Source organism: Polynucleobacter necessarius (genome assembly GCF_900095215.1).
In the GTDB taxonomy this organism is placed as follows: Bacteria; Pseudomonadota; Gammaproteobacteria; order Burkholderiales; family Burkholderiaceae; genus Polynucleobacter; species Polynucleobacter necessarius_H.
The window spans coordinates 138,468-158,173 of the sequence record NZ_LT606949.1 but is presented as its reverse complement, the minus strand read 5'-3'; the positions used below and the strand labels follow the sequence as shown (position 1 = coordinate 158,173).

The following is a 19,706-nucleotide window of genomic DNA, read 5'->3' as shown; positions in this document are numbered from 1 at the left end:
TTTAGCGAAGGAGTTGCAGTGAACCGCAGACAATGGATCATGATTGCCGCAATAGGTCTTATTGCACTCCTTGGCGGAATTCTCACTTCTCAGTGGATTTCTAAAACAGGATTGGCTAGCGATCCTGCTGTAAAAGCTCTTTTTGCCAATGCTTGGCAAACTCCAAATGGAAAAACTGCCAATACCGAAGAATGGCAAGGAAAAGTCCTTGTGGTGAACTTGTGGGCCTCCTGGTGCCCTCCTTGCGTTGAAGAAATGCCGACTTTAGATAAACTACAGAAGGAATTTCTACGGCAAAATGTCTTATTTGTCGGCATCGGCATCGATTCACCATCTAATATTCGCGAATTTCTTGAAAAAAACCCAGTTAGCTACCAGATCATGATTGGCGGCTTAGAGGGGAGCAATCTTTCTAAGCAAATGGGAAATACTCAAGGTGCGCTCCCCTACACCATCATCATTAATGCCAAAGGGAAGGCAACCTACAGTAAATTTGGAAAGATAAGCGAAGATGACATCAGAAATGCCATTAAATCTGCTTTATAAGCATTTTTAAGAGATTTTCCCTCATCGATCAATAATCAATTTTGCTCAACAATTAAGCAATAAGCTCCGTATTTTTCAACATCTGCGTTTAAAAGTTTCGAAAATTCCAATTTTTAGACAATCTTTTGAACTTTTCCAGACCTTATAAAGGTATACTTTTGCAGCATAAGAAGCCTGAAGTTATACGCGGGATCAAATCCAAATCTTCTATTAATTAACGCTTAACTGCCTATAAGGGATCTATGTCGAAAAAAGCTTCAATTCTCGTAATTCAAGGCCCAAACCTAAATCTATTAGGCACTCGTGAACCCGATGTTTACGGCAAAACAACCTTGGAAGATATTCACCAAAAGCTAGGCGAACTAGCACAAGCGCAATCTGTCGACCTCAGCACTTACCAAAGCAATCACGAAGGCGAGTTGATTGACCGCATTCAAAAAGCAAAACAAGATGGCGTTGATTTCATCATCATCAACCCAGGCGCCTTTACCCATACCAGCGTTGCCCTTCGTGACGTATTGGCCGGTGTAACCATTCCCTTTACCGAAGTCCATTTATCCAATATTCACCAGCGCGAAGAATTCCGCAAGCACTCCTACCTGTCAGACATCGCGACAGGCGTGATTTGTGGGCTTGGCGCAATTGGTTATGAATTAGCGCTACACGCAGCAATGACCCGCTTATTAAAGAAGTAAACAGAAGAAAATCTATTTAAAGAATCACAAGAGAGGAAGCACTCGTATGGATCTGAGAAAACTAAAAACCTTAATCGACCTAGTCTCTGAATCTGGTATTTCAGAATTAGAAGTAAACGAAGGGGAAGATCGTATTCGCATCGTCAATGCGGGTTTCCCAGCTCCTGCTGGTCAGGTGGTTTATGCAAATCCTGCGCCAGCGCAAATGGTTCAAGCTGCACCAGCAGCTAGCGCCCCTGCTCCAGCAGCAGTTGCTGCTGAAACACCAGCTGTTGAGACAGGCTTTACTGCCAAGTCTCCGATGGTGGGCACTTTCTACCGCGCGCCCAATCCAGAATCTCCAAACTTCGTCAATATTGGCGATACCGTCAAAGTAGGTCAAACGCTGTGCATTATCGAAGCCATGAAGTTACTCAATGAGATCGAATCTGAAAAAGCTGGTGTGATTAAAGAAATTCTTTGCGAAAACGGTCAAGGCGTTGAATTTGACCAGCCACTTTTCGTCATCGCTTAATTAATCACCATTAATCATTATTTAGATTTACTTCCATTCACCGTTACTTAACTCAGAGCCGACATGTTCGATAAGATTCTGATTTCCAATCGGGGAGAAATTGCTCTCCGCATCCAACGCGCGTGCCGCGAGTTGGGAATTAAAACTGTTGTGGTGTATTCCACCGCAGACAAAGAAGCGAAATACGTAAAGCTTGCCGATGAAGCTGTCTGTATCGGGCCAGCGCCATCTCCGCTCAGCTACCTCAATATGCCAGCGATTATTTCTGCAGCTGAAGTTACTGATGCGGAAGCGATCCATCCAGGCTACGGCTTCCTCTCCGAAAACGCCGACTTTGCGGAACGCGTTGAGAAATCAGGTTTTGCCTTTATCGGACCTACAGCGGCATCTATTCGACTAATGGGTGGCAAGGTTTCCGCTAAACGCGCCATGATTAAAGCCGGTGTGCCATGCGTTCCCGGATCTGAAGGGGCGCTTCCTGACAATCCAAAAGAAATTATTGCGGCCGCTAAAAAAGTAGGTTACCCGGTCATTATTAAAGCGGCTGGTGGTGGTGGTGGACGCGGTATGCGTGTAGTACACACCGAAGCGCACTTACTTAACGCGGTCAATATGACGCGCGAAGAAGCTGGTCGTGCTTTTGGGAACCCAGAAGTCTATATGGAGAAGTTTTTAGAAAAGCCTCGCCACGTAGAAATTCAGGTTTTAGCCGACACTCATGGCAACGCCATTTGGTTAGGCGAGCGTGATTGCTCCATGCAGCGTCTCCACCAAAAAGTGATTGAAGAGGCGCCAGCGCCCGGTATTGACCGTCGCTTAATCGCCAAAATTGGTGAGCGTTGCGCAGAAGCTTGTCGCAAGATCGGCTACCGCGGCGCGGGCACATTTGAGTTTCTTTATGAAAATGGCGAATTCTCCTTCATTGAAATGAATACACGTGTTCAGGTAGAGCACCCTGTTACTGAAATGATCACTGGGGTGGATATTGTTCAGGAACAAATTCGGATTGCCGCTGGCCTGCAACTTAGTTATCGCCAGCAAGACATAGTGTTCCGTGGACATGCAATTGAGTGCCGCTTAAACGCGGAAGATCCATTTAAATTTACCCCAAGCCCTGGTCGCATTGGTTCATTCCATATGCCTGGTGGCCCTGGCATTCGGGTAGATTCACACGCTTACAGCGGTTACATGGTTCCCTCAAACTATGACTCGATGATTGGCAAATTGATTTCTTACGGCAATACCCGTGAGCAAGCCATACGCCGCATGCAAATTGCGCTTTCTGAGATGGTGATTGATGGCATTACAACCAATGTGCCACTCCATCGTGAGTTGATGCTCGACCCTAACTTCATTGAAGGTGGCACTAACATTCACTACCTGGAGCATCGCTTAGACGACCAAGCTGCAAGTCGCGGCAAACCTTAATTGATGCGAGCACTTTATGTCTTATCGTGAACTGGTATTCACGGTAGCCGCTGAAACCGCAGAACCATTAGGTGATGCGCTCTTGGATTTGGGCGCCCTATCGGTCACCATTGAAGATGACGCCGCTGGTGGGTACGATGAAAACCCGCTTTACGGAGAGCCAGGACTATCCCCCGAAGTACAAGCCTGGGATAGATCCGCGGTAAGCGCCCTCTTCAATCCCGAGATTGATGCATCTGGCAGCGCGGAATTTATTCCCGAACTTCTTGTCTCGCTAAAAGAAGCGGGTTTCCACTTATCCCCTCCACAAGAAAAAACCGTTGAAGAGCAGGATTGGGTGAGACTGACGCAAAGTCAATTCGCACCCATGCAGATTGGCGAACGGATATGGGCTGTGCCTTCTTGGCACGATGCCCCCACCGACCCCAATGCGATTTGTCTCGCGGTTGATCCAGGACTGGCATTTGGCACAGGTAGCCACCCCACTACGCACTTATGCCTTCTTTGGCTTGAGCAACAAAACAATTTACGAAACCAAAGCTTGCTGGATTACGGTTGCGGCTCAGGCATTTTGGCAATCGCCGCGGCAAAGCTCGGTTGTAAGCCTGTTATTGGCACTGATATTGACCTGCAAGCCATGGTTGCCGCTCGCAGTAATGCGGAAATTAATCACACTATCATTCGCTTCGTACTTCCAAATGAAGATGCGCCAGAACTCGCTGCCGAAACCAAATATGACATCGTGATGGCTAATATTCTGGCAAACCCATTGCAGGTGCTCGCTCCTGCGCTCGTGAATAAGATGAAAATGGGCGGACGTATTGTTTTATCTGGAGTCCTTGTGCGCCAAGCGGAAGAAGTCATTGCCACCTACAGCCAATGGCTCACGCTTTCTGTTTGGAAAGAGAGTGAGGGATGGGTTTGTTTGCATGGAACCCTCAAACCCGCATTGCAAAGTGATGGCGAGAGCATTTTTGCTGCGCCTGCTCAAAAAAAAAGTCTTAAGTTAGCCGCCTACATCTGGTTATCATTACTCTTGCTTGTTTTTGGAGAGCATCTTTCAAGAAATTCACTTCTCCCGGCATTAGCGCCAAGAGTAGATGGAACATCCAATGCCATTGTTGTGCGCGCGTTTCAAGTTTTACAACACATCGATGCGAAACTTTGTCGCGCACTAGGATGTCTAGATCGCTCTGTGAGCGATTTTTCTGCCTGGAAAATAATTTCAGCCACACTTTCACCAGAAAACGCGAGAGAGAGCCTTAAAAGCTCCGCAAATCAATCCACATTGCAAGTTCAGATACAAAATCGTCTTGCTATTACCGTTTTACCGCCAAATTTAGAAATTACACTGACTGATGCGGAAGAATCCGAGGTGCAATCACTGCGCTTCACTCCGCAAGAATGGTTACCTCAAGTTTGGCAAGAGGCACATCCTGATTTTTTGAAAAAAGGGGTTCCTTCGGGCGAGATACTGCAAATTGAGTTGCCCATCACCTTGCCGCCGAACGCCGCAGGATATCGAGTGCAAGTGCTGTACCTCTACAACCATTATCAAAACCCCATTTACCCCACGATTTTTAGAAAGAAAGTAATTTATGGCTAGCTTGATCTGTGGCTCCATCGCCTACGACACCATCATGAACTTTGAAGGCAAATTTGCCGATCAAATTCTCCCTGAGCAGATTCATATTTTGAACGTAGCCTTCTTAGTACCAACCATGCGTCGTGAATTTGGCGGTTGCGCTGGCAATATTGCTTACAACCTGAGTCTTTTAGGCGGCGACCCCATCATCATGGCTACCGTTGGCGGTGATGCGACACCCTATCTCAATCATCTTGAACAACTCAAAATTGACGCAAGCCATATTCGTCAAATTGACAATGCATTTACCGCACAGGCCATGATCACCACCGATCAGACCAATAATCAGATCACCGCTTTTCACCCTGGCGCCATGAGCGAATCCCACCTCAATCAAGTTGCCGCAGTTGTGGCAGAACGCGATACAAACACCAAAGACCCAGTCAAATTCGGAATTGTTGCTCCTGATGGACGCCAAGGTATGTGGGAACACTGCCATCAACTAGCCGATGCCAACATTCCATTTATTTTTGATCCAGGCCAAGGCTTACCGATGTTTGATGGCCCAGAACTCCTCGAATTAGTCGATATTGCGAGCTATCTGGCAGTTAACGACTACGAAGGCGAAATGCTTTCTCAAAGAACGGGGCTGAGCTTAGCAAAAGTCGCTGAGCGCGTTAAAGCACTCATTGTTACCAAGGGCGCCGAAGGTACGGACGTTTATGTTGGTGGCAAGGTTATCGCCATCCCACCTGTGCCGGCATCAAAAGTAGTGGATCCAACTGGATGTGGAGACGCATTCCGTGGTGGCTTGCTGTTTGGATTGGAAAACGGGATGGATTGGGAGACCACTGGCCGCCTTGCCAGCCTTATGGGTTCAATCAAAATTACCCATCAAGGACCACAAAACCACCAATTAAGCAAAGATGAGATCGCAGCCCAATTTAAAGCGGCGTTTAACTTTAGCTTTTAATCCATAACGATCGCAAAACACACTGGAATCAGTCTATCTTCAATTCAGAAATAAAAAAAGGGTCTCGTGAGAGACCCCTTCTAGTAACACCCGTCTAAAGCCGAAGCTTAAGGACGTGTGCCAGTTGGGAAGGGCCAAGCAGCGGCGGATGTTGCTAGCGCAGCTTTCTTAGCCGCGGGCTTTTTTACAGCAGAGCCCGCTTTCTTCGCAGCAGGCTTACTTACTTTTTTTGCTACGCGTTTTTTTGCGGCTGGACGCTTCTTAGCAGCTACTTTTTTAGCAGCAGGCTTCTTAGCAGCTACTTTTTTAGCAGCAGGCTTCTTAGCAGCTACTTTTTTAGCAGCAGGCTTCTTAGCAGCTACTTTTTTAGCAGCAGGCTTCTTAGCAGCTACTTTTTTCTTCGCAGCTAGTTTCTTTGCAGCAGGTTTTTTCTTGGCAGTTGCCATAGCATTGCTCCTTCACGTGAGGATTAGTACAAACTACATTAAGAAGACCCGACCACTCATTTCCGCCTGGTTTTGCAACCTTTTGGATCTGACGAGCGAGCCATTCATCGGCGCGCGGCTTGATGCTAAGTGCTGCACGCTAATGAATCCTGGAAAAAAGCCGTGGCCCCGAAGGACAACGGCTGCTTAAATGTGCTGGGCAAAAATAGATAGAATAGCTCCGCCACCCTTGAGCAAGGGTTTTTGGATTTGAGTCTGGTTTTGCTGACTTCTAAAACTATCCAACCGTCTAATCTCCTATTTAGCCAGTTATGCGCTTTATTACTGCTTTACTACTCCCAACTAAGCGCACCACCGGTTTGATACTCAATAACGCGTGTCTCAAAAAAGTTTCTTTCTTTTTTCAGATCAATCATTTCTGACATCCATGGGAATGGATTCTCTTCATTTGGGAACATCGCGTCAAGTCCTATTTGCAAACATCTGCGATTACAAATGTATCTTAGGTACCCTTTGAACATCGGAGCGTTCAATCCAAGCACTCCGCGAGGCATCGTATCTTCGGCGTAACGGTACTCCAATTCAACCGCTTTTTCGAAGATCGATTTGATCTCGTCTTTGAACGCGGAAGTCCATAACTGCGGGTGCTCCAGCTTGATTTGGTTAATCAAATCGATACCAAAATTGCAGTGCATTGACTCGTCGCGAAGGATGTATTGATACTGCTCGGCAGCACCCGTCATTTTGTTTTGACGACCCATTGCAAGTATTTGCGTAAAACCAACATAGAAGAACAAACCTTCCATCACACAGGCAAAAACGATGAGCGAACGGAGCAATGTGTGATCGGCTGCTAGTGTGCCCGTCTTGAAATTTGGGTTGGTCAGTACATCGATATAAGGAATTAAGAACTCATCTTTAGCGCGAATCGAGTCAATCTCGTGATATGCGTTGAAGATTTCGGCCTGATCTAAGCCCAAAGATTCCACAATATATTGGTAAGCGTGGGTATGAATCGCCTCCTCAAAAGCCTGACGCAATAGGTATTGGCGGCATTCTGGGGCAGTAATGTGGCGATAAGTGCCCAAAACAATATTGTTTGCAGCTAAAGAATCGGCCGTTGTGAAGAAACCCAGATTGCGCTTGATGATGCGACGCTCATCTGCTGTCAAGCCATTGGGGTCTTTCCAAAGCGCGATATCGAGATTCATATTAATCTCTTGTGGCATCCAGTGGTTTGCGCAACCAGCCAAATACTTCTCCCAAGCCCACTTGTACTTAAACGGCACCAACTGATTGACGTCAGTCTTGGCATTAATAACGCGTTTATCAGCGGCATTTACACGCAAAGATGCTCCGCCAGACAAATTGGCGGTTGCTACTGGTGCAGGCGCGGCAGTTTGCGATGCCATTGCCACTTGATCTGGCTGTGGACGTTGTGTCTCCACTGCAACCGGCTGCGGTGCAAGGCCAGCCTTCGCCAGCGCTGGAGCAACTTCCTCATCCCAATGCAACATAACTTTCTCCTAATTCTTCTATTTCCATCCAAGAAGCAATTTGCTTATTGGCATGCTTCACATTCTTCAAATCCAGCATCGCCAGGGCGCATTGTGCAAACTGGGCCATCCGCCTCGACACCACCTGCAGCAGCCGCATCAGTACCATTGACGCCACCACCACTAGAAACGGCATTTAATTGACCGCTTGCAACCGTTGATTTCTCAACGTGGGTTGCGGCCATTGTGCGGAGGTAATAAGTGGTCTTGAGGCCACGCAACCAAGCCAATTTATAGGTTTCGTCCAATTTCTTGCCGGAAGCACCTGCCATGTAAATATTTAATGACTGAGCTTGATCAATCCACTTCTGACGACGGGAAGCAGCCTCAACTAACCAGCTTGGCTCCACCTCAAAGGCAGTCGCATACAAATCACGCAAATCCTGTGGAATGCGATCGATCTTAGATAAAGTGCCATCAAAGTACTTCAAATCGGCAATCATTACCTCATCCCAAAGGTCGCGATCTTTCAAATCACGCACCAAGTACTCATTTACTACTGTGAATTCACCAGAAAGGTTAGATTTCACAAACAAGTTCTGGAAAGTAGGTTCGATACAGGCTGAGACACCAATGATGTTTGAAATCGTTGCTGTAGGCGCAATTGCCACGCAATTGGAGTTACGCATACCGTGCCGCTTAATACGTGCACGCAAGCCACTCCAGTCCATAGCGGAAGAATTGTCCACTTCTACATAACCACCGCGCTCAGCTGCCAACATCGCTACTGAATCTTGCGGGAGGATGCCGCGATCCCACAATGAGCCTTTGTAGGTGCTGTAAACGCCACGCTCTTCAGCCAACTCATTGGATGCTTGGTAAGCATAGTAGCAAACCGCTTCCATAGAAGAGTCAGCGAACTTCACAGCCTCTTCACTCGCATAAGGAATGCGCTGCATATGCAAGCAATCCTGGAAGCCCATGATGCCCATACCCACTGGACGGTGTTTCAAGTTGGAATTACGCGTCTTAGCCACTGCGTAGTAGTTGATATCGATCACGTTATCCAACATGCGCATTGCGGTACGTACGGTTCTTTGGAGCTTCTCGTGATCCAAAATCATCTTGCCGTTAGCGTCAGTTGTCATGTGAGCAGTTAAGTTCACGGAACCCAAGTTACAAACCGCAATCTCAGTTTCATTGGTATTCAGAGTGATCTCAGTACACAAGTTAGACGAGTGAACTACGCCAATGTGCTGCTGTGGACTACGGATATTGCAAGGATCTTTGAAAGTGATCCATGGGTGACCAGTTTCAAACAACATGCCAAGCATCTTGCGCCACAATTGTTGTGCCGGAATACGGCGGAATGGCTTTAATTCACCGCGATCCGCTTTTTGCTCATAGGCAACATAAGCCTCTTCAAATGCTCTACCGAATTTGTCATGCAAATCAGGAGTATTGGATGGTGAGAATAAAGTCCAATCGCCACCCTCCATCACACGCTTCATGAACAAGTCAGGAATCCAGTGAGAGGTATTCATATCATGGGTGCGACGACGGTCATCACCGGTGTTCTTGCGCAACTCCAAGAACTCTTCGATATCCAAGTGCCATGTTTCCAAGTAGGCGCAAACCGCGCCCTTGCGCTTACCACCTTGGTTTACAGCTACAGCAGTGTCATTTACCACTTTCAAGAATGGCACAACACCTTGTGATTTGCCGTTCGTACCTTTGATATGACTGCCCAATGCGCGAACATTAGTCCAGTCGTTACCTAAACCACCCGCAAACTTAGACAACAAAGCGTTTTCTTTTAATGCCTCATAAATGCCGTCCAAATCATCATCCACTGTCGTCAAGTAGCAGCTAGAAAGCTGTGGACGAGTCGTTGCTGAATTGAACAATGTCGGTGTGCTGGACATGAAATCAAATGTGGAAAGGATTTCATAGAACTCGATAGCACGACGCTCGCGATCCATCTCATTCAAAGCCAAGCCCATAGCTACGCGCATGAAGAAAGCTTGTGGCATTTCAATACGGCGCTCTTCAATATGCAAGAAATAGCGGTCATACAAAGTCTGCAAGCCAAGGTAGGTGAACTTCAAGTCACGGCTCGCATTCAAGGCCGAAGCCAGACGTGGCAAGTCGAACTCACGCATACGTGGATCCAACAACGCAGAAGAAATACCTTCGTTGATGTACTGAGCAAAGTAAGTACTGTACTCAGCCTGTGTATCGCCTTGCAATACTTCCCTACCAAAAATCTCTTTACGAATCACGTGCATCAAGATACGCGCTGTTACTTGGCTGTATGCAGGATCTTTTTCAATCAAAGTACGGGAAGCCAAGATAGCGGAGTCATAAACCTGAGCCATCGGCACGCCGTCATACAAATTCTTAATGGTTTCAGGAATGATTGGGCTGGCATCAATATGGGTGCCCAAACCTTCGCAAGCTGCTTCAATCACAGTACGCAAAGCAGTCATATCCAGCCACTTCTCAACACCGTTATCGGTAACTTTGATACCAGACTCAGCGGCCTGATTGGCGGTTTGAACTTCTTGTGAGACCTCTTGCTGAGCAGCGCGCTCTTGATTGCGCTTTTCACGATAGAGAACATAAGCACGAGCTACGTTGTGTTCGCCACTACGCATCAAGGCCAATTCAACTTGGTCTTGAATATCTTCAATGTGGAAAGTGCCGCCATTTGGGCGGCTACGCAACAATGCGCGCACAACGGAATGAGTCAATTGCTCTACCTGCTCACGCACACGTGCAGATGCGGCACCTTGACCACCGTTAACTGCCAAAAATGCTTTGGTAACAGCAATTGCAATTTTGGATGGCTCAAATGCGACAACCGAACCATTGCGGCGAATAATTTTGTAATCAGACAATTGGGTTGCCTGAGTACCACCAACACCGCCGGCAACAAAACCGGCGGAAGGCGCTTGATTCATTGCCCCTGCAGGACTCATTCCTGGGTTATTAGCGCCAGTTGGCTGGCCTGATGCTTGTGGATTAGCGTATGTCATGTTACTCCTGCATCTATATATAGTTATTTGGACAAAATATCGTTAAAAAACAATGGGGTATTGCTGGATTCAAACACTACATCTAGTGTCTTGAAGTGCATTAGGCGCTAAGTATAGGGAAATATTTGATATTTGGTAAGCTATTTATGACAAATATTTATTAGTATTTTTACTAATTTTTGGAGTTATTTTGTGGTCATTTTGGTGCGAATTTTTTAGCCATTTTTAGACAAAGGCTAAAACAAGTAAGCGTACGCTCACATACAAAAAATGGCTTAGCGAAAGTCCAAGCCGAATGGCAGTTTTTGAACAGAAATTCCCGTCTCTTTTTGGAACCTTTTCCAATCAAAAGACATTCCCGGATCAGTGTTGCGCTCAGGCGCAATGTCACTATGTCCAGAGAACTGCAAGCCGGGATAAGTTTTTGCCAATTTCTCAATGAGATTTGTTAAAGCTTGATATTGAACTTCCGCAAATGGCGTATCACCATCGCCCTCCAATTCAATGCCTATAGAAAAGTCATTGCACTTTTCCCTTCCAAGAAAAGTAGAAACGCCAGCATGCCAGGCTTTCTTCTGTGTGGATACGCACTGCACCAGCTCACCTGAGCGAGCAATCAAAAAATGACTGGACACTTTGTGATTGGCAATTTCCTCAAAATAGGGATGCGCATTCGGATCGAGCTTATTTTGAAAAAAATCAACGATATGGTAGCTAGAGAATTGGTTTCTGAATTCACCAGGTGGAAGACTGATGTGATGAATCACCACTAAATCAGGTGAAATGTTTTCTGGTCTTGCATCTTGGTTTGGCGAAATTCTCCACCGCGCATCACCAATCCAACCTTGTGCATCTAAAGCATGGAAATGTTCTTGAGAGCAATAAAACCGATCGTCATACCCAATTGCTTCTGATTGCGGTAGATGTACCTTGCAATATTGGCATTGCACCATGACTTCAGGTTCGGAAGCCTTCTTAGGCTTATCTTTACTGGGTTTAAGGGGATTTTCTGAATCAAGTTTCGCCTGTTTTTTACCTTGAATCCAGAGATAAAAAAGGCCTGCACCCGCAAACAATAAAAGCCACTTAAACAAGAATTACGCTCTCTGAAGAATGACTTCAAGCACAAAACGGCTGCCAACATAAGCGAGCAATAAAGCGGTGTATGCACTCAATATCCAACGAATAGCCGCCCTGCCTCGTAGACCTACACGCCAGCGAGCCAAGAGCAATCCTGCGAATAAAACCCAGGACACTAAGGCAAAAATTGTTTTGTGATCAAACACCAGAGGCCTGCCAAATAGCGTTTGAGAAAACAACAAACCAGAGAACACCGTCAAACTCAGTAAAGCAAAGCCAACATAGAGCAAGTTGAATAAAAGACTGTCCATCGTCATTAATGGGGGAAGGTCTTCTAACCAATGCGCAAAGCGACTATTGCGAATGATGGCCAACTGACGATGCAAAGCACGATCTTGAACGCTCATCAACATCGCGTGCATTACCGCCAAACTCAATAACCCCACTGAAACCGTTGCCACAACAAAGTGGCCTTTAAACCAAGGGGCTGAAACCGCCTTGGGAGAAATCAGAACTCCCGGAAAAACACTGGGGAGAAATGCGCAAACCAGCGCGCACATTAAGGCCATCCAACGCAAGCTGGAGATTGGCAAAAACCAAAATTGGAACCAATAAAACGCAAGTCCAACCCAGGCAATCAAGGATAAAGCCTGGGCAAAACCAAAAACAAAGCCTTCAGGGGTAAAGACGGAGTCATGAAGTTGCACTCCATGAACCACCAAAATTACAAAAATGGCTGCTTGTACCAAGAGGGTTGTGAGCCCAGACTCCACACCACTCTTGGGTCTAAAGCTTAAAACGAGCAAAAGAGCCAAATAAAGCGTAGAAGGAAGCCATCCGTAACTTGAGTAACCTAAAATATCCATCCGGAAAGTCTAATCGATAAATGCTAGAAAACCTCACCGACCGTCTATCTCGCCTTGTTAAAACAATGCGGGGCCAAGCCCGCCTCACTGAAGCCAATACCGCAGAAATGCTGCGAGAAATCCGTTTAGCCTTATTGGAGGCTGACGTAGCGCTGCCAGTCGTGAAGTCCTTACTTGAGCAAATTAAATTTAAAGCGCTTGGCGAAGAAGTCGTTGGCAGCCTCAGTCCAGGACAAGCCCTGGTTGGGGTAGTTCAGCGTGAGCTTGCCCAAGTCATGCAGGGCGACGCCAACGAAAGTGGTAAACTCAATTTAGCCACCAAGCCACCTGCTGTGATCTTGATGACTGGCTTACAGGGCGCTGGTAAAACCACCTCTGTTGGCAAACTGGCCAAATGGCTGCAAGAGAAAAAGAAAAAGAAAGTACTGACCGTTTCCTGCGACGTCTATCGTCCGGCCGCTATTGAGCAATTAGAAACTGTTACTAAGCAAGTTGGCGCGGAGTTTTTTCCAAGTGATGTTAGTCAAAAACCTAATGACATTGCCCTCGCCGCTTTGGATTGGGCACGCCGCCACTACTTTGACGTAGTGCTCGTCGATACGGCAGGTCGCCTGGGCATTGATGAAGCCCTCATGCAAGAAATTAAAACCCTGTATGCCAGCCTCAATCCAATCGAAACTCTATTTGTAGTGGATGCCATGCTTGGTCAAGATGCCGTGAACACGGCCAAGGCTTTCCATGAAGCGCTGCCCTTGACCGGCGTTATCCTCACCAAACTTGATGGCGACTCACGTGGTGGCGCTGCACTATCTGTTCGCCAAGTAACTGGCGTACCACTCAAATTCATCGGTGTTGCCGAGAAGATGGATGGCCTTGAAGCGTTTGATGCTGAACGCATGGCGAACCGCATTCTGGGTATGGGCGATATTCTGGCTTTGGTTGAACAAGCCCAGCAACATGTGGATGTTGCCAAAGCGGAAAAGCTAGCTAGCAAAATTTCTACAGGTGGTTTTGATCTAGAGGATTTCCGAGAGCAACTCATGCAAATGCAAAAGATGGGTGGCATGGCCAGCTTGATGGACAAATTACCAAGCCAAGTTGCTCAAGCAGCATCAAAAGCTAATTTAAGCAATGCCGATAAGCAAACCACCCGCATGCGTGGAATTATTGACAGCATGACCCCGAAAGAACGTAGGAAACCTGAATTGCTCAAAGCCAGTCGTAAGCGTCGCATTGCCGCCGGATCTGGCGTAGCAGTGCAAGAGGTGAACCGTCTACTGACTCAGTTTGAACAAATGCAAACCATGATGAAGCAATTTAAAGGCGGAAAAATGGCACGCGCAATCGCCGGCATGGCCGCAAAAGGAGCCGCCAAAGGCATTGGCGGACTCTTTAAAAAATAAACCGCTCTAAATAAAACCGTGGAGTATTGATTTAAGCAATTGATTGCTTAGCAGTTTGTACTGCGGCAATCACTTTTGCTTTGATATCGCCAAGCGGGATATTTTGTGACTCAGCATCGGTTCGGCCTTTAAATTCCACTGTGGAATCCGCTAAACCGCGATCGCCAATCACTACGCGGAATGGGGCACCAATCAACTCCCAGTCAGCAAACATCGCCCCTGGACGCTCATCGCGATCGTCCAAAATGACGTCGATGCCAGCAGCCAACAACTCATCATGCAATTGATCGCATGCGGCTTTCACTGCCTCTGACTTTTCGTAACCCATTGGACAAATCACCACTTCAAATGGCGCCATCGAGATGGGCCAAATAATGCCCTTCTCATCATGGCCTTGCTCAATTGCAGCGCCTAGAAAACGAGTAACACCAATCCCATAACAACCCATCACCATCGGTTGGGCTTTGCCCTGCTGATCCAAATAAGTGCAACCCATGGCTTCTGAATAACGTGTACCTAACTGGAATACGTGCCCCACTTCAATACCGCGGCAAATATCCACCACCCCTTTACCATCAGGGGAGGGATCACCAACTACTGCATTGCGAATATCCAACACCAACGGTTCTGGCAAATCACGACCCCAGTTCACGCCAGTCAAGTGATGGCCCGAGTCATTAGCGCCACAAACAAAATCAGCCATATTCGCGACGGTACGATCGGCAACGACTGTCACATCAGTACTCACTCCAACAGGACCTAGATAACCAGCAGGCGCATTACAAGCTTGTCTAATTTCTGCTTCTGTAGCAAAACGGGAGTCAGTCATTCCAGGAATCTTGCTAGCTTTCACTTCATTCAACTCATGATCGCCACGCACCAACAACATAAAGAGTTTTTCGGGTCCATTTTCTTGATCAACCGCAAACAACAATGATTGAACGGTAGATTCAAGTGGAACATTTAAGAACTTGGCTACATCAGCACAGTTCGTTTTATCCGGCGTGGGAACTTTGGCCATTACGGTAGAGGCTGCAGCGCGAGAAGCGATTAAAGCCAGCGATTCAGCTGCCTCCAAGTTAGCTGCGTAATCCGAGTTTGGGCAATACACAATCGCATCTTCACCAGTATCAGCAATCACATGAAACTCTTGACTACCAGATCCGCCAATTGCGCCATTATCCGCAGTCACCGCGCGAAACTGAAGGCCCATACGCTTAAAGATGTGGGTATACGCATCAAACATAATTTGATACGACTTCTTCAGACCTGCGGTATCACGATCAAATGAATATGCATCTTTCATGCAGAACTCACGGCCACGCATGATTCCAAAGCGGGGGCGACGCTCGTCGCGAAATTTGGTTTGAATTTGATAAAAATTTACCGGTAGTTGCTTGTAGCTCTTAATTTCATTGCGAGCTAAATCGGTCACCACTTCTTCAGAGGTCGGCTGAATTAAGAAATCACGATCGTGTCGATCTTTGATGCGGAGTAATTCTGGGCCCATTTTTTCCCAACGGCCAGTCTCTTGCCACAATTCAGCGGGTTGAATCATTGGCATGAGCAACTCGATAGCACCAGCACGGTTCATTTCTTCGCGAATGATGTTTTCCACCTTGCGAATCACCTTCAATCCGAGCGGCAAATAGTTATAAATGCCCGCACTCAACTTGCGAATTAATCCTGCGCGCACCATGAGCTTGTGCGAAACCACCTCAGCGTCAGAAGGGGCTTCTTTTAGCGTGGCGAGAAATGATTGTGAGGCTTTCATGTATGGATATAATCAAATCGTTGATTTTAAAGGATTTGAGGCACGATCATGCTTGACCGTGAAGGGTATCGCCCGAATGTCGGCATTGTCCTCCTCAACAGCCGTAACGAGGTTTTCTGGGGAAAACGCGTTTGGCAGCATTCGTGGCAGTTCCCGCAAGGCGGGATTCAGCATGGTGAAAGCCCTGAACAGGCTATGTACCGCGAATTGCATGAGGAGGTTGGCTTACTGCCGGAACATGTCCAGATTATTGGACGGACCAGGGATTGGCTTCGCTACGACGTCCCTGAGGAATACCTCCGCCGCCAGAACTCTACCCGCGTACATCGAGCCGCTTATCGGGGACAAAAACAAATCTGGTTTCTTTTGCGCTTAGTAGGTCTAGATAGCGACATTCAATTACGCGCTTCCGAGCATCCTGAATTCGACGCTTGGCGCTGGGTTCCCTTCTGGATCCAATTAGACGCAGTGGTTGGTTTTAAACGTGAAGTCTATCAACTAGCCCTATCCGAGCTAGCACGCTACCTTTCACGAGGTATGCGCATGCAGCAACTCGCATGGGGAACCCCTCTAGATCTCATGCAATCCTTTTATGGTGGCTCTCACGAACAACCTAAAGACGAAAACCCAAAAGATAAAAAAGATTAGCTCAAATGACCACTAGATTAAAACGGACCTTGCTCTATTTTTACGGCCTCATTCTAAGCCTAGGATTATCCGCGTGTGGAGGTGATGCGCTAAATTAGTGGAGTAGATCCTTTTGCACCCATGGTGTTTAAAGAAGGCACAACGGCGATGCCCCTAAACCCGCCTAACCAATCCACGTTACTTCCTTTTTACGTTTCTCAGCACACCATCTTTAAGTTTGCCGTCGATACGGACTCCATCCTCATCGGCGCAGATGGGGTTACTCATTATATCGTTGTCATGACTAGTCCCAGCGGCAGCATTCAAACTCAGTACGAAGGTATTCGTTGCGATTCATTTCAGTGGCGCCTCTATGGCACCTTAGAAAACGGAGCCTGGAAAGAAAATCCACTGTCTACTTGGCAGCATTCAAAGTAACGTGCCAAATCGCTATCAAGCCGCTCTGGCACAAGGTGCTTTTTGCAACTTTAGCTCCCAGGAAAAAAATATCAAAACCTTTCTTCAATTCCTGACTCCACATGGGTTTACTGGCGGCACAAAGCCGTCCAATTCCTTTGGCCAAATTAACTAAAAACTAATTGTTGAGGGGATCTAAATAGGTTCCGATTTTCTCGCCTGCCAATAGACGAGTTAACACATTAGACTCACGCCCATACGCAATCACTGTCGCTGCGCCAGTTTTCACAGCAATTTTGGCGGCCAACACTTTGGTTAACATGCCGCCTTTACTGAGTTCACTGGCTGCGCCACCTGCCATTTTTTCTAGAGCAGGATCTCCAGCAACAACCTCTGTTAGCAGTGTGGCATTGGGATGTTGACGTGGATCGGCCGTAAAGAGACCGCCCTGGTCAGTCAAAATCACCAAGAGATCCGCATGAATTAAATTGGTCACCAAGGCAGCAAGACTGTCGTTATCACCGACCTTAATTTCATCGGTTACGACTGTGTCATTCTCATTAATGATCGGAACAACACCTAGCTTCAACAAAGTATCTAGCGTTGCTCTGGCATTGGCGTTGCGTTCGGCGTCCGCCAAATCCGCGTTCGTCAACAAAATCTGGGCACTGCGCAAATTAAAGCGGGCAAAACAACTCTCGTACACTTGCACTAAACCCATTTGACCAACAGCGGCGGCAGCCTGTAATTGATGAATTTCTTGTGGGCGCTTAGTCCAACCTAAACGCTGCATACCTTCCGCAATAGCCCCTGAACTGACCATCAATACTTCATGGCCAGCTTTCAATAGGCGAGCCATTTGCTCAGCCCACATCGCAATCGCAGCATGATCCAAGCCTTCGCCATTATTAGTAACGAGGCTGGAACCTACTTTGACAACAATCCGTTGAGTTTTTTTAGCGTTCATAGGAAGGAATTAGTAGGATATTTAATCTGGTTTTTTTATCTTCTGTTTGGTCTTGATAGCGGGGATCTTGAGCACGCTCATCAGCATCATCCCGATCACGGCGCACGGAATCTAAATAATCCTGCAGAGAATAGCAAAGCTTATCGCAACCCATGCCAGTCAAAGCCGAGACCTCAAATACTGGACCTTTCCACTTAAACTTTTTCACAAAGTCTGTAACTACCTTTTTGCGATCCTCTTCTGGAATCATGTCGACTTTATTGAGCACCAGCCAACGTGGTTTTTCAACCAAAGCCTCATCGTATTTACGCAACTCATTCACAATCGCATTCGCATCGGCAACCGGATCCACGTTTTCATCAAAAGGAGCGATGTCCACCAGATGAAGCAACACACCGGTACGTTGTAAGTGGCGCAAGAAGCGATGGCCCAAACCAGCACCCTCAGCGGCACCCTCGATCAAACCAGGAATGTCAGCGATAACAAAGCTGCGTTCATTACCAACACGCACTACACTCAAGTTTGGATGCAAGGTTGTGAATGGATAATCTGCGATCTTTGGACGCGCATTTGACACTGCGGTAATCAAAGTAGATTTACCCGAATTAGGCATACCCAATAAACCGACATCAGCCAATACTTTTAATTCAAGTTTGAGTTTGCGACGCTCACCAGGTTTGCCATTCGTCTTTTGACGTGGCGCTCTATTCGTACTGCTCTTAAAGTGAATGTTGCCCCAACCACCAACACCGCCTTGAACCAAACAAAGACGCTCACCGTGCGTAGTTAAGTCTGCGATAGGTTCACCAGTTTCATAGTCAGAAATGATAGTGCCCACAGGCATACGCAATTCAATGTCATCACCAGCGCGACCATAACAATCTGCGCCACGACCAGGCTCGCCATTTTTAGCGGTATGGGTTTTTGCGTAACGGTAATCAATCAAAGTGTTGATATTACGGTCAGCAGTTGCCCACACGCTTCCACCCTTACCGCCATCGCCGCCGTCAGGTCCGCCAAATTCAATGAACTTTTCACGGCGCATAGAGGCGCTTCCGGTACCACCTTGCCCGGCAATCACTTCAATACGTGCTTCGTCTATAAATTTCATGAATAAAAAAGGCCTCGCTTAGCGAGGCCTGTTCCTAAGAGTTAAATTCGGAATAAATCTGAATCAAACGTATCTCAGTCAGGCGCCTTATGAACGAGGCAAGACTGAAACTTGGGCCTTCTTCAAAGCACCCTTAACGCCAAATTCCACTTGTCCGTCAATTAAGGCAAACAAAGTGTGATCTTTACCAATACCAACGTTAGCACCTGGATGAACACGTGTGCCACGTTGACGAATGATGATGCTGCCAGCGTTAATATGCTCGCCGCCAAATACCTTAACGCCTAAGCGTTTCGATTCTGAGTCGCGGCCATTTCGTGTTGAGCCGCCGCCTTTTTTCTGTGCCATATCTTTCTCCTACCCTGAATTAGGCTTTAATCGTGTTGATCAAAATTTCAGTGAAATGCTGACGATGGCCTTGGTGCTTTTGATAATGCTTGCGACGGCGCATCTTAAAGATTGTCACTTTATCCTGACGTTCCTGGGAGACAACAGTGGCCATCACAGCTGCACCATTAACCAATGGATCACCTAATTTCAGTGAAGCGCCTTCGCCAACGGCGAGGACTTGGTCAAGAGTGATTTCGCTGCCGATTTTCGCTGGTATCTGTTCTATTTTCAATTTTTCGCCTGCAGCAACTTTATACTGTTTGCCACCGGTTTTTATGACCGCGTACATGGTTTGAAACCTCAATTAATATCTACATTTAAGCTAATCCACCCTGGACCAGCTAGGCTTA

The 19,706-nt window shown here is 47.0% G+C and carries 18 protein-coding genes and 2 pseudogenes; 10 read left to right on the top strand and 10 right to left on the bottom strand.

The features are described 5' to 3' along the window. Nucleotides 1–18: 18 nt before the first annotated feature. From DXE35_RS00905 to DXE35_RS00880, 7 genes and pseudogenes are all read left to right on the top strand, one after another. Entirely contained in the window at nt 19–546 is a 528-nt protein-coding gene (locus tag DXE35_RS00905) for a TlpA family protein disulfide reductase (RefSeq protein ID WP_114689230.1), read from the top strand. A 242-nt stretch (nt 547–788) separates the two neighbouring features. Then, on the top strand, nt 789–1,241 hold the full coding sequence (aroQ, locus tag DXE35_RS00900; protein ID WP_114689229.1) for a type II 3-dehydroquinate dehydratase: 453 nt from the start codon (nt 789–791) through the stop codon (nt 1,239–1,241). A 46-nt stretch (nt 1,242–1,287) separates the two neighbouring features. Next, nucleotides 1,288–1,755, top strand: a complete 468-nt coding sequence (gene accB / locus DXE35_RS00895; RefSeq protein WP_114689228.1) for an acetyl-CoA carboxylase biotin carboxyl carrier protein — start codon at nt 1,288–1,290, stop codon at nt 1,753–1,755. A 63-nt stretch (nt 1,756–1,818) separates the two neighbouring features. Next, on the top strand, nt 1,819–3,183 hold the full coding sequence (gene accC / locus DXE35_RS00890) for an acetyl-CoA carboxylase biotin carboxylase subunit (protein ID WP_114689227.1): 1,365 nt from the start codon (nt 1,819–1,821) through the stop codon (nt 3,181–3,183). A 16-nt stretch (nt 3,184–3,199) separates the two neighbouring features. Beyond that, nucleotides 3,200–4,120 (top strand): annotated as a pseudogene (prmA, locus tag DXE35_RS09975) (50S ribosomal protein L11 methyltransferase); the annotation flags it as partial. Beyond that, nucleotides 4,109–4,789 (top strand): DUF3426 domain-containing protein, encoded by a 681-nt coding sequence (locus DXE35_RS09970; RefSeq protein WP_231970127.1) that lies wholly within the window; start codon nt 4,109–4,111, stop codon nt 4,787–4,789. The pseudogene prmA and the gene DXE35_RS09970, both read left to right, overlap by 12 nt. Next, nucleotides 4,782–5,741 (top strand): carbohydrate kinase family protein, encoded by a 960-nt coding sequence (locus tag DXE35_RS00880; RefSeq protein ID WP_114689225.1) that lies wholly within the window; start codon nt 4,782–4,784, stop codon nt 5,739–5,741. Before DXE35_RS09970 ends, DXE35_RS00880 begins: the two co-directional genes overlap by 8 nt. A 107-nt stretch (nt 5,742–5,848) precedes the next feature. Here the strand turns inward: DXE35_RS00880 and DXE35_RS00875 are convergent, their stop codons facing one another. From DXE35_RS00875 to DXE35_RS00855, 5 genes are all read right to left on the bottom strand, one after another. After that, nucleotides 5,849–6,187, bottom strand: coding sequence for a histone H1 (locus DXE35_RS00875; protein ID WP_114689224.1), 339 nt, complete (start codon nt 6,185–6,187; stop codon nt 5,849–5,851). 332 nt (nt 6,188–6,519) lie between these two features. Continuing rightward, nucleotides 6,520–7,704: a ribonucleotide-diphosphate reductase subunit beta gene (locus DXE35_RS00870; protein WP_114689223.1), complete on the bottom strand. Its 1,185-nt coding sequence runs from the start codon at nt 7,702–7,704 to the stop codon at nt 6,520–6,522. A gap of 44 nt (nt 7,705–7,748) precedes the next feature. After that, the gene (locus DXE35_RS00865; RefSeq protein ID WP_114689222.1) at nt 7,749–10,721 is read right to left on the bottom strand and encodes a ribonucleoside-diphosphate reductase subunit alpha; all 2,973 of its coding nucleotides are present in this window, start codon (nt 10,719–10,721) and stop codon (nt 7,749–7,751) included. Nucleotides 10,722–10,996: 275 nt separating this feature from the next. After that, on the bottom strand, nt 10,997–11,797 hold the full coding sequence (ampD, locus tag DXE35_RS00860) for a 1,6-anhydro-N-acetylmuramyl-L-alanine amidase AmpD (RefSeq protein WP_269459890.1): 801 nt from the start codon (nt 11,795–11,797) through the stop codon (nt 10,997–10,999). Nucleotides 11,798–11,818: 21 nt separating this feature from the next. Further along, nucleotides 11,819–12,667, bottom strand: coding sequence for a cytochrome C assembly family protein (locus DXE35_RS00855; RefSeq protein WP_114689221.1), 849 nt, complete (start codon nt 12,665–12,667; stop codon nt 11,819–11,821). A 20-nt stretch (nt 12,668–12,687) separates the two neighbouring features. On the opposite strand from DXE35_RS00855, the gene ffh reads away from it, so the two are divergent. Beyond that, nucleotides 12,688–14,070: a signal recognition particle protein gene (gene ffh / locus DXE35_RS00850; protein ID WP_114689220.1), complete on the top strand. Its 1,383-nt coding sequence runs from the start codon at nt 12,688–12,690 to the stop codon at nt 14,068–14,070. Between the two features lie 31 nt (nt 14,071–14,101). Here the strand turns inward: ffh and DXE35_RS00845 are convergent, their stop codons facing one another. Continuing rightward, entirely contained in the window at nt 14,102–15,844 is a 1,743-nt protein-coding gene (locus DXE35_RS00845; protein ID WP_114689219.1) for a proline--tRNA ligase, read from the bottom strand. Nucleotides 15,845–15,892: 48 nt separating this feature from the next. On the opposite strand from DXE35_RS00845, the gene DXE35_RS00840 reads away from it, so the two are divergent. Both DXE35_RS00840 and DXE35_RS09400 read left to right on the top strand, forming a co-directional pair. Continuing rightward, nucleotides 15,893–16,492, top strand: coding sequence for an RNA pyrophosphohydrolase (locus DXE35_RS00840; protein WP_114689218.1), 600 nt, complete (start codon nt 15,893–15,895; stop codon nt 16,490–16,492). Nucleotides 16,493–16,639: 147 nt separating this feature from the next. Further along, entirely contained in the window at nt 16,640–16,909 is a 270-nt protein-coding gene (locus DXE35_RS09400) for a CNP1-like family protein (RefSeq protein WP_231969903.1), read from the top strand. Nucleotides 16,910–17,084: 175 nt separating this feature from the next. Here the strand turns inward: DXE35_RS09400 and proB are convergent. The 4 genes and pseudogenes from proB to rplU all read right to left on the bottom strand — a co-directional run. Next, a pseudogene (gene proB / locus DXE35_RS00830) lies at nt 17,085–17,855 on the bottom strand (glutamate 5-kinase); the annotation flags it as partial. After that, nucleotides 17,845–18,966: a GTPase ObgE gene (gene obgE / locus DXE35_RS00825; RefSeq protein WP_114689216.1), complete on the bottom strand. Its 1,122-nt coding sequence runs from the start codon at nt 18,964–18,966 to the stop codon at nt 17,845–17,847. The gene obgE and the pseudogene proB, both read right to left, overlap by 11 nt. 87 nt (nt 18,967–19,053) lie before the next feature. Further along, nucleotides 19,054–19,314, bottom strand: coding sequence for a 50S ribosomal protein L27 (gene rpmA, locus DXE35_RS00820; RefSeq protein WP_011902041.1), 261 nt, complete (start codon nt 19,312–19,314; stop codon nt 19,054–19,056). Nucleotides 19,315–19,333: 19 nt separating this feature from the next. Then, nucleotides 19,334–19,645, bottom strand: a complete 312-nt coding sequence (gene rplU / locus DXE35_RS00815; RefSeq protein WP_114689215.1) for a 50S ribosomal protein L21 — start codon at nt 19,643–19,645, stop codon at nt 19,334–19,336. Nucleotides 19,646–19,706: the final 61 nt, after the last annotated feature.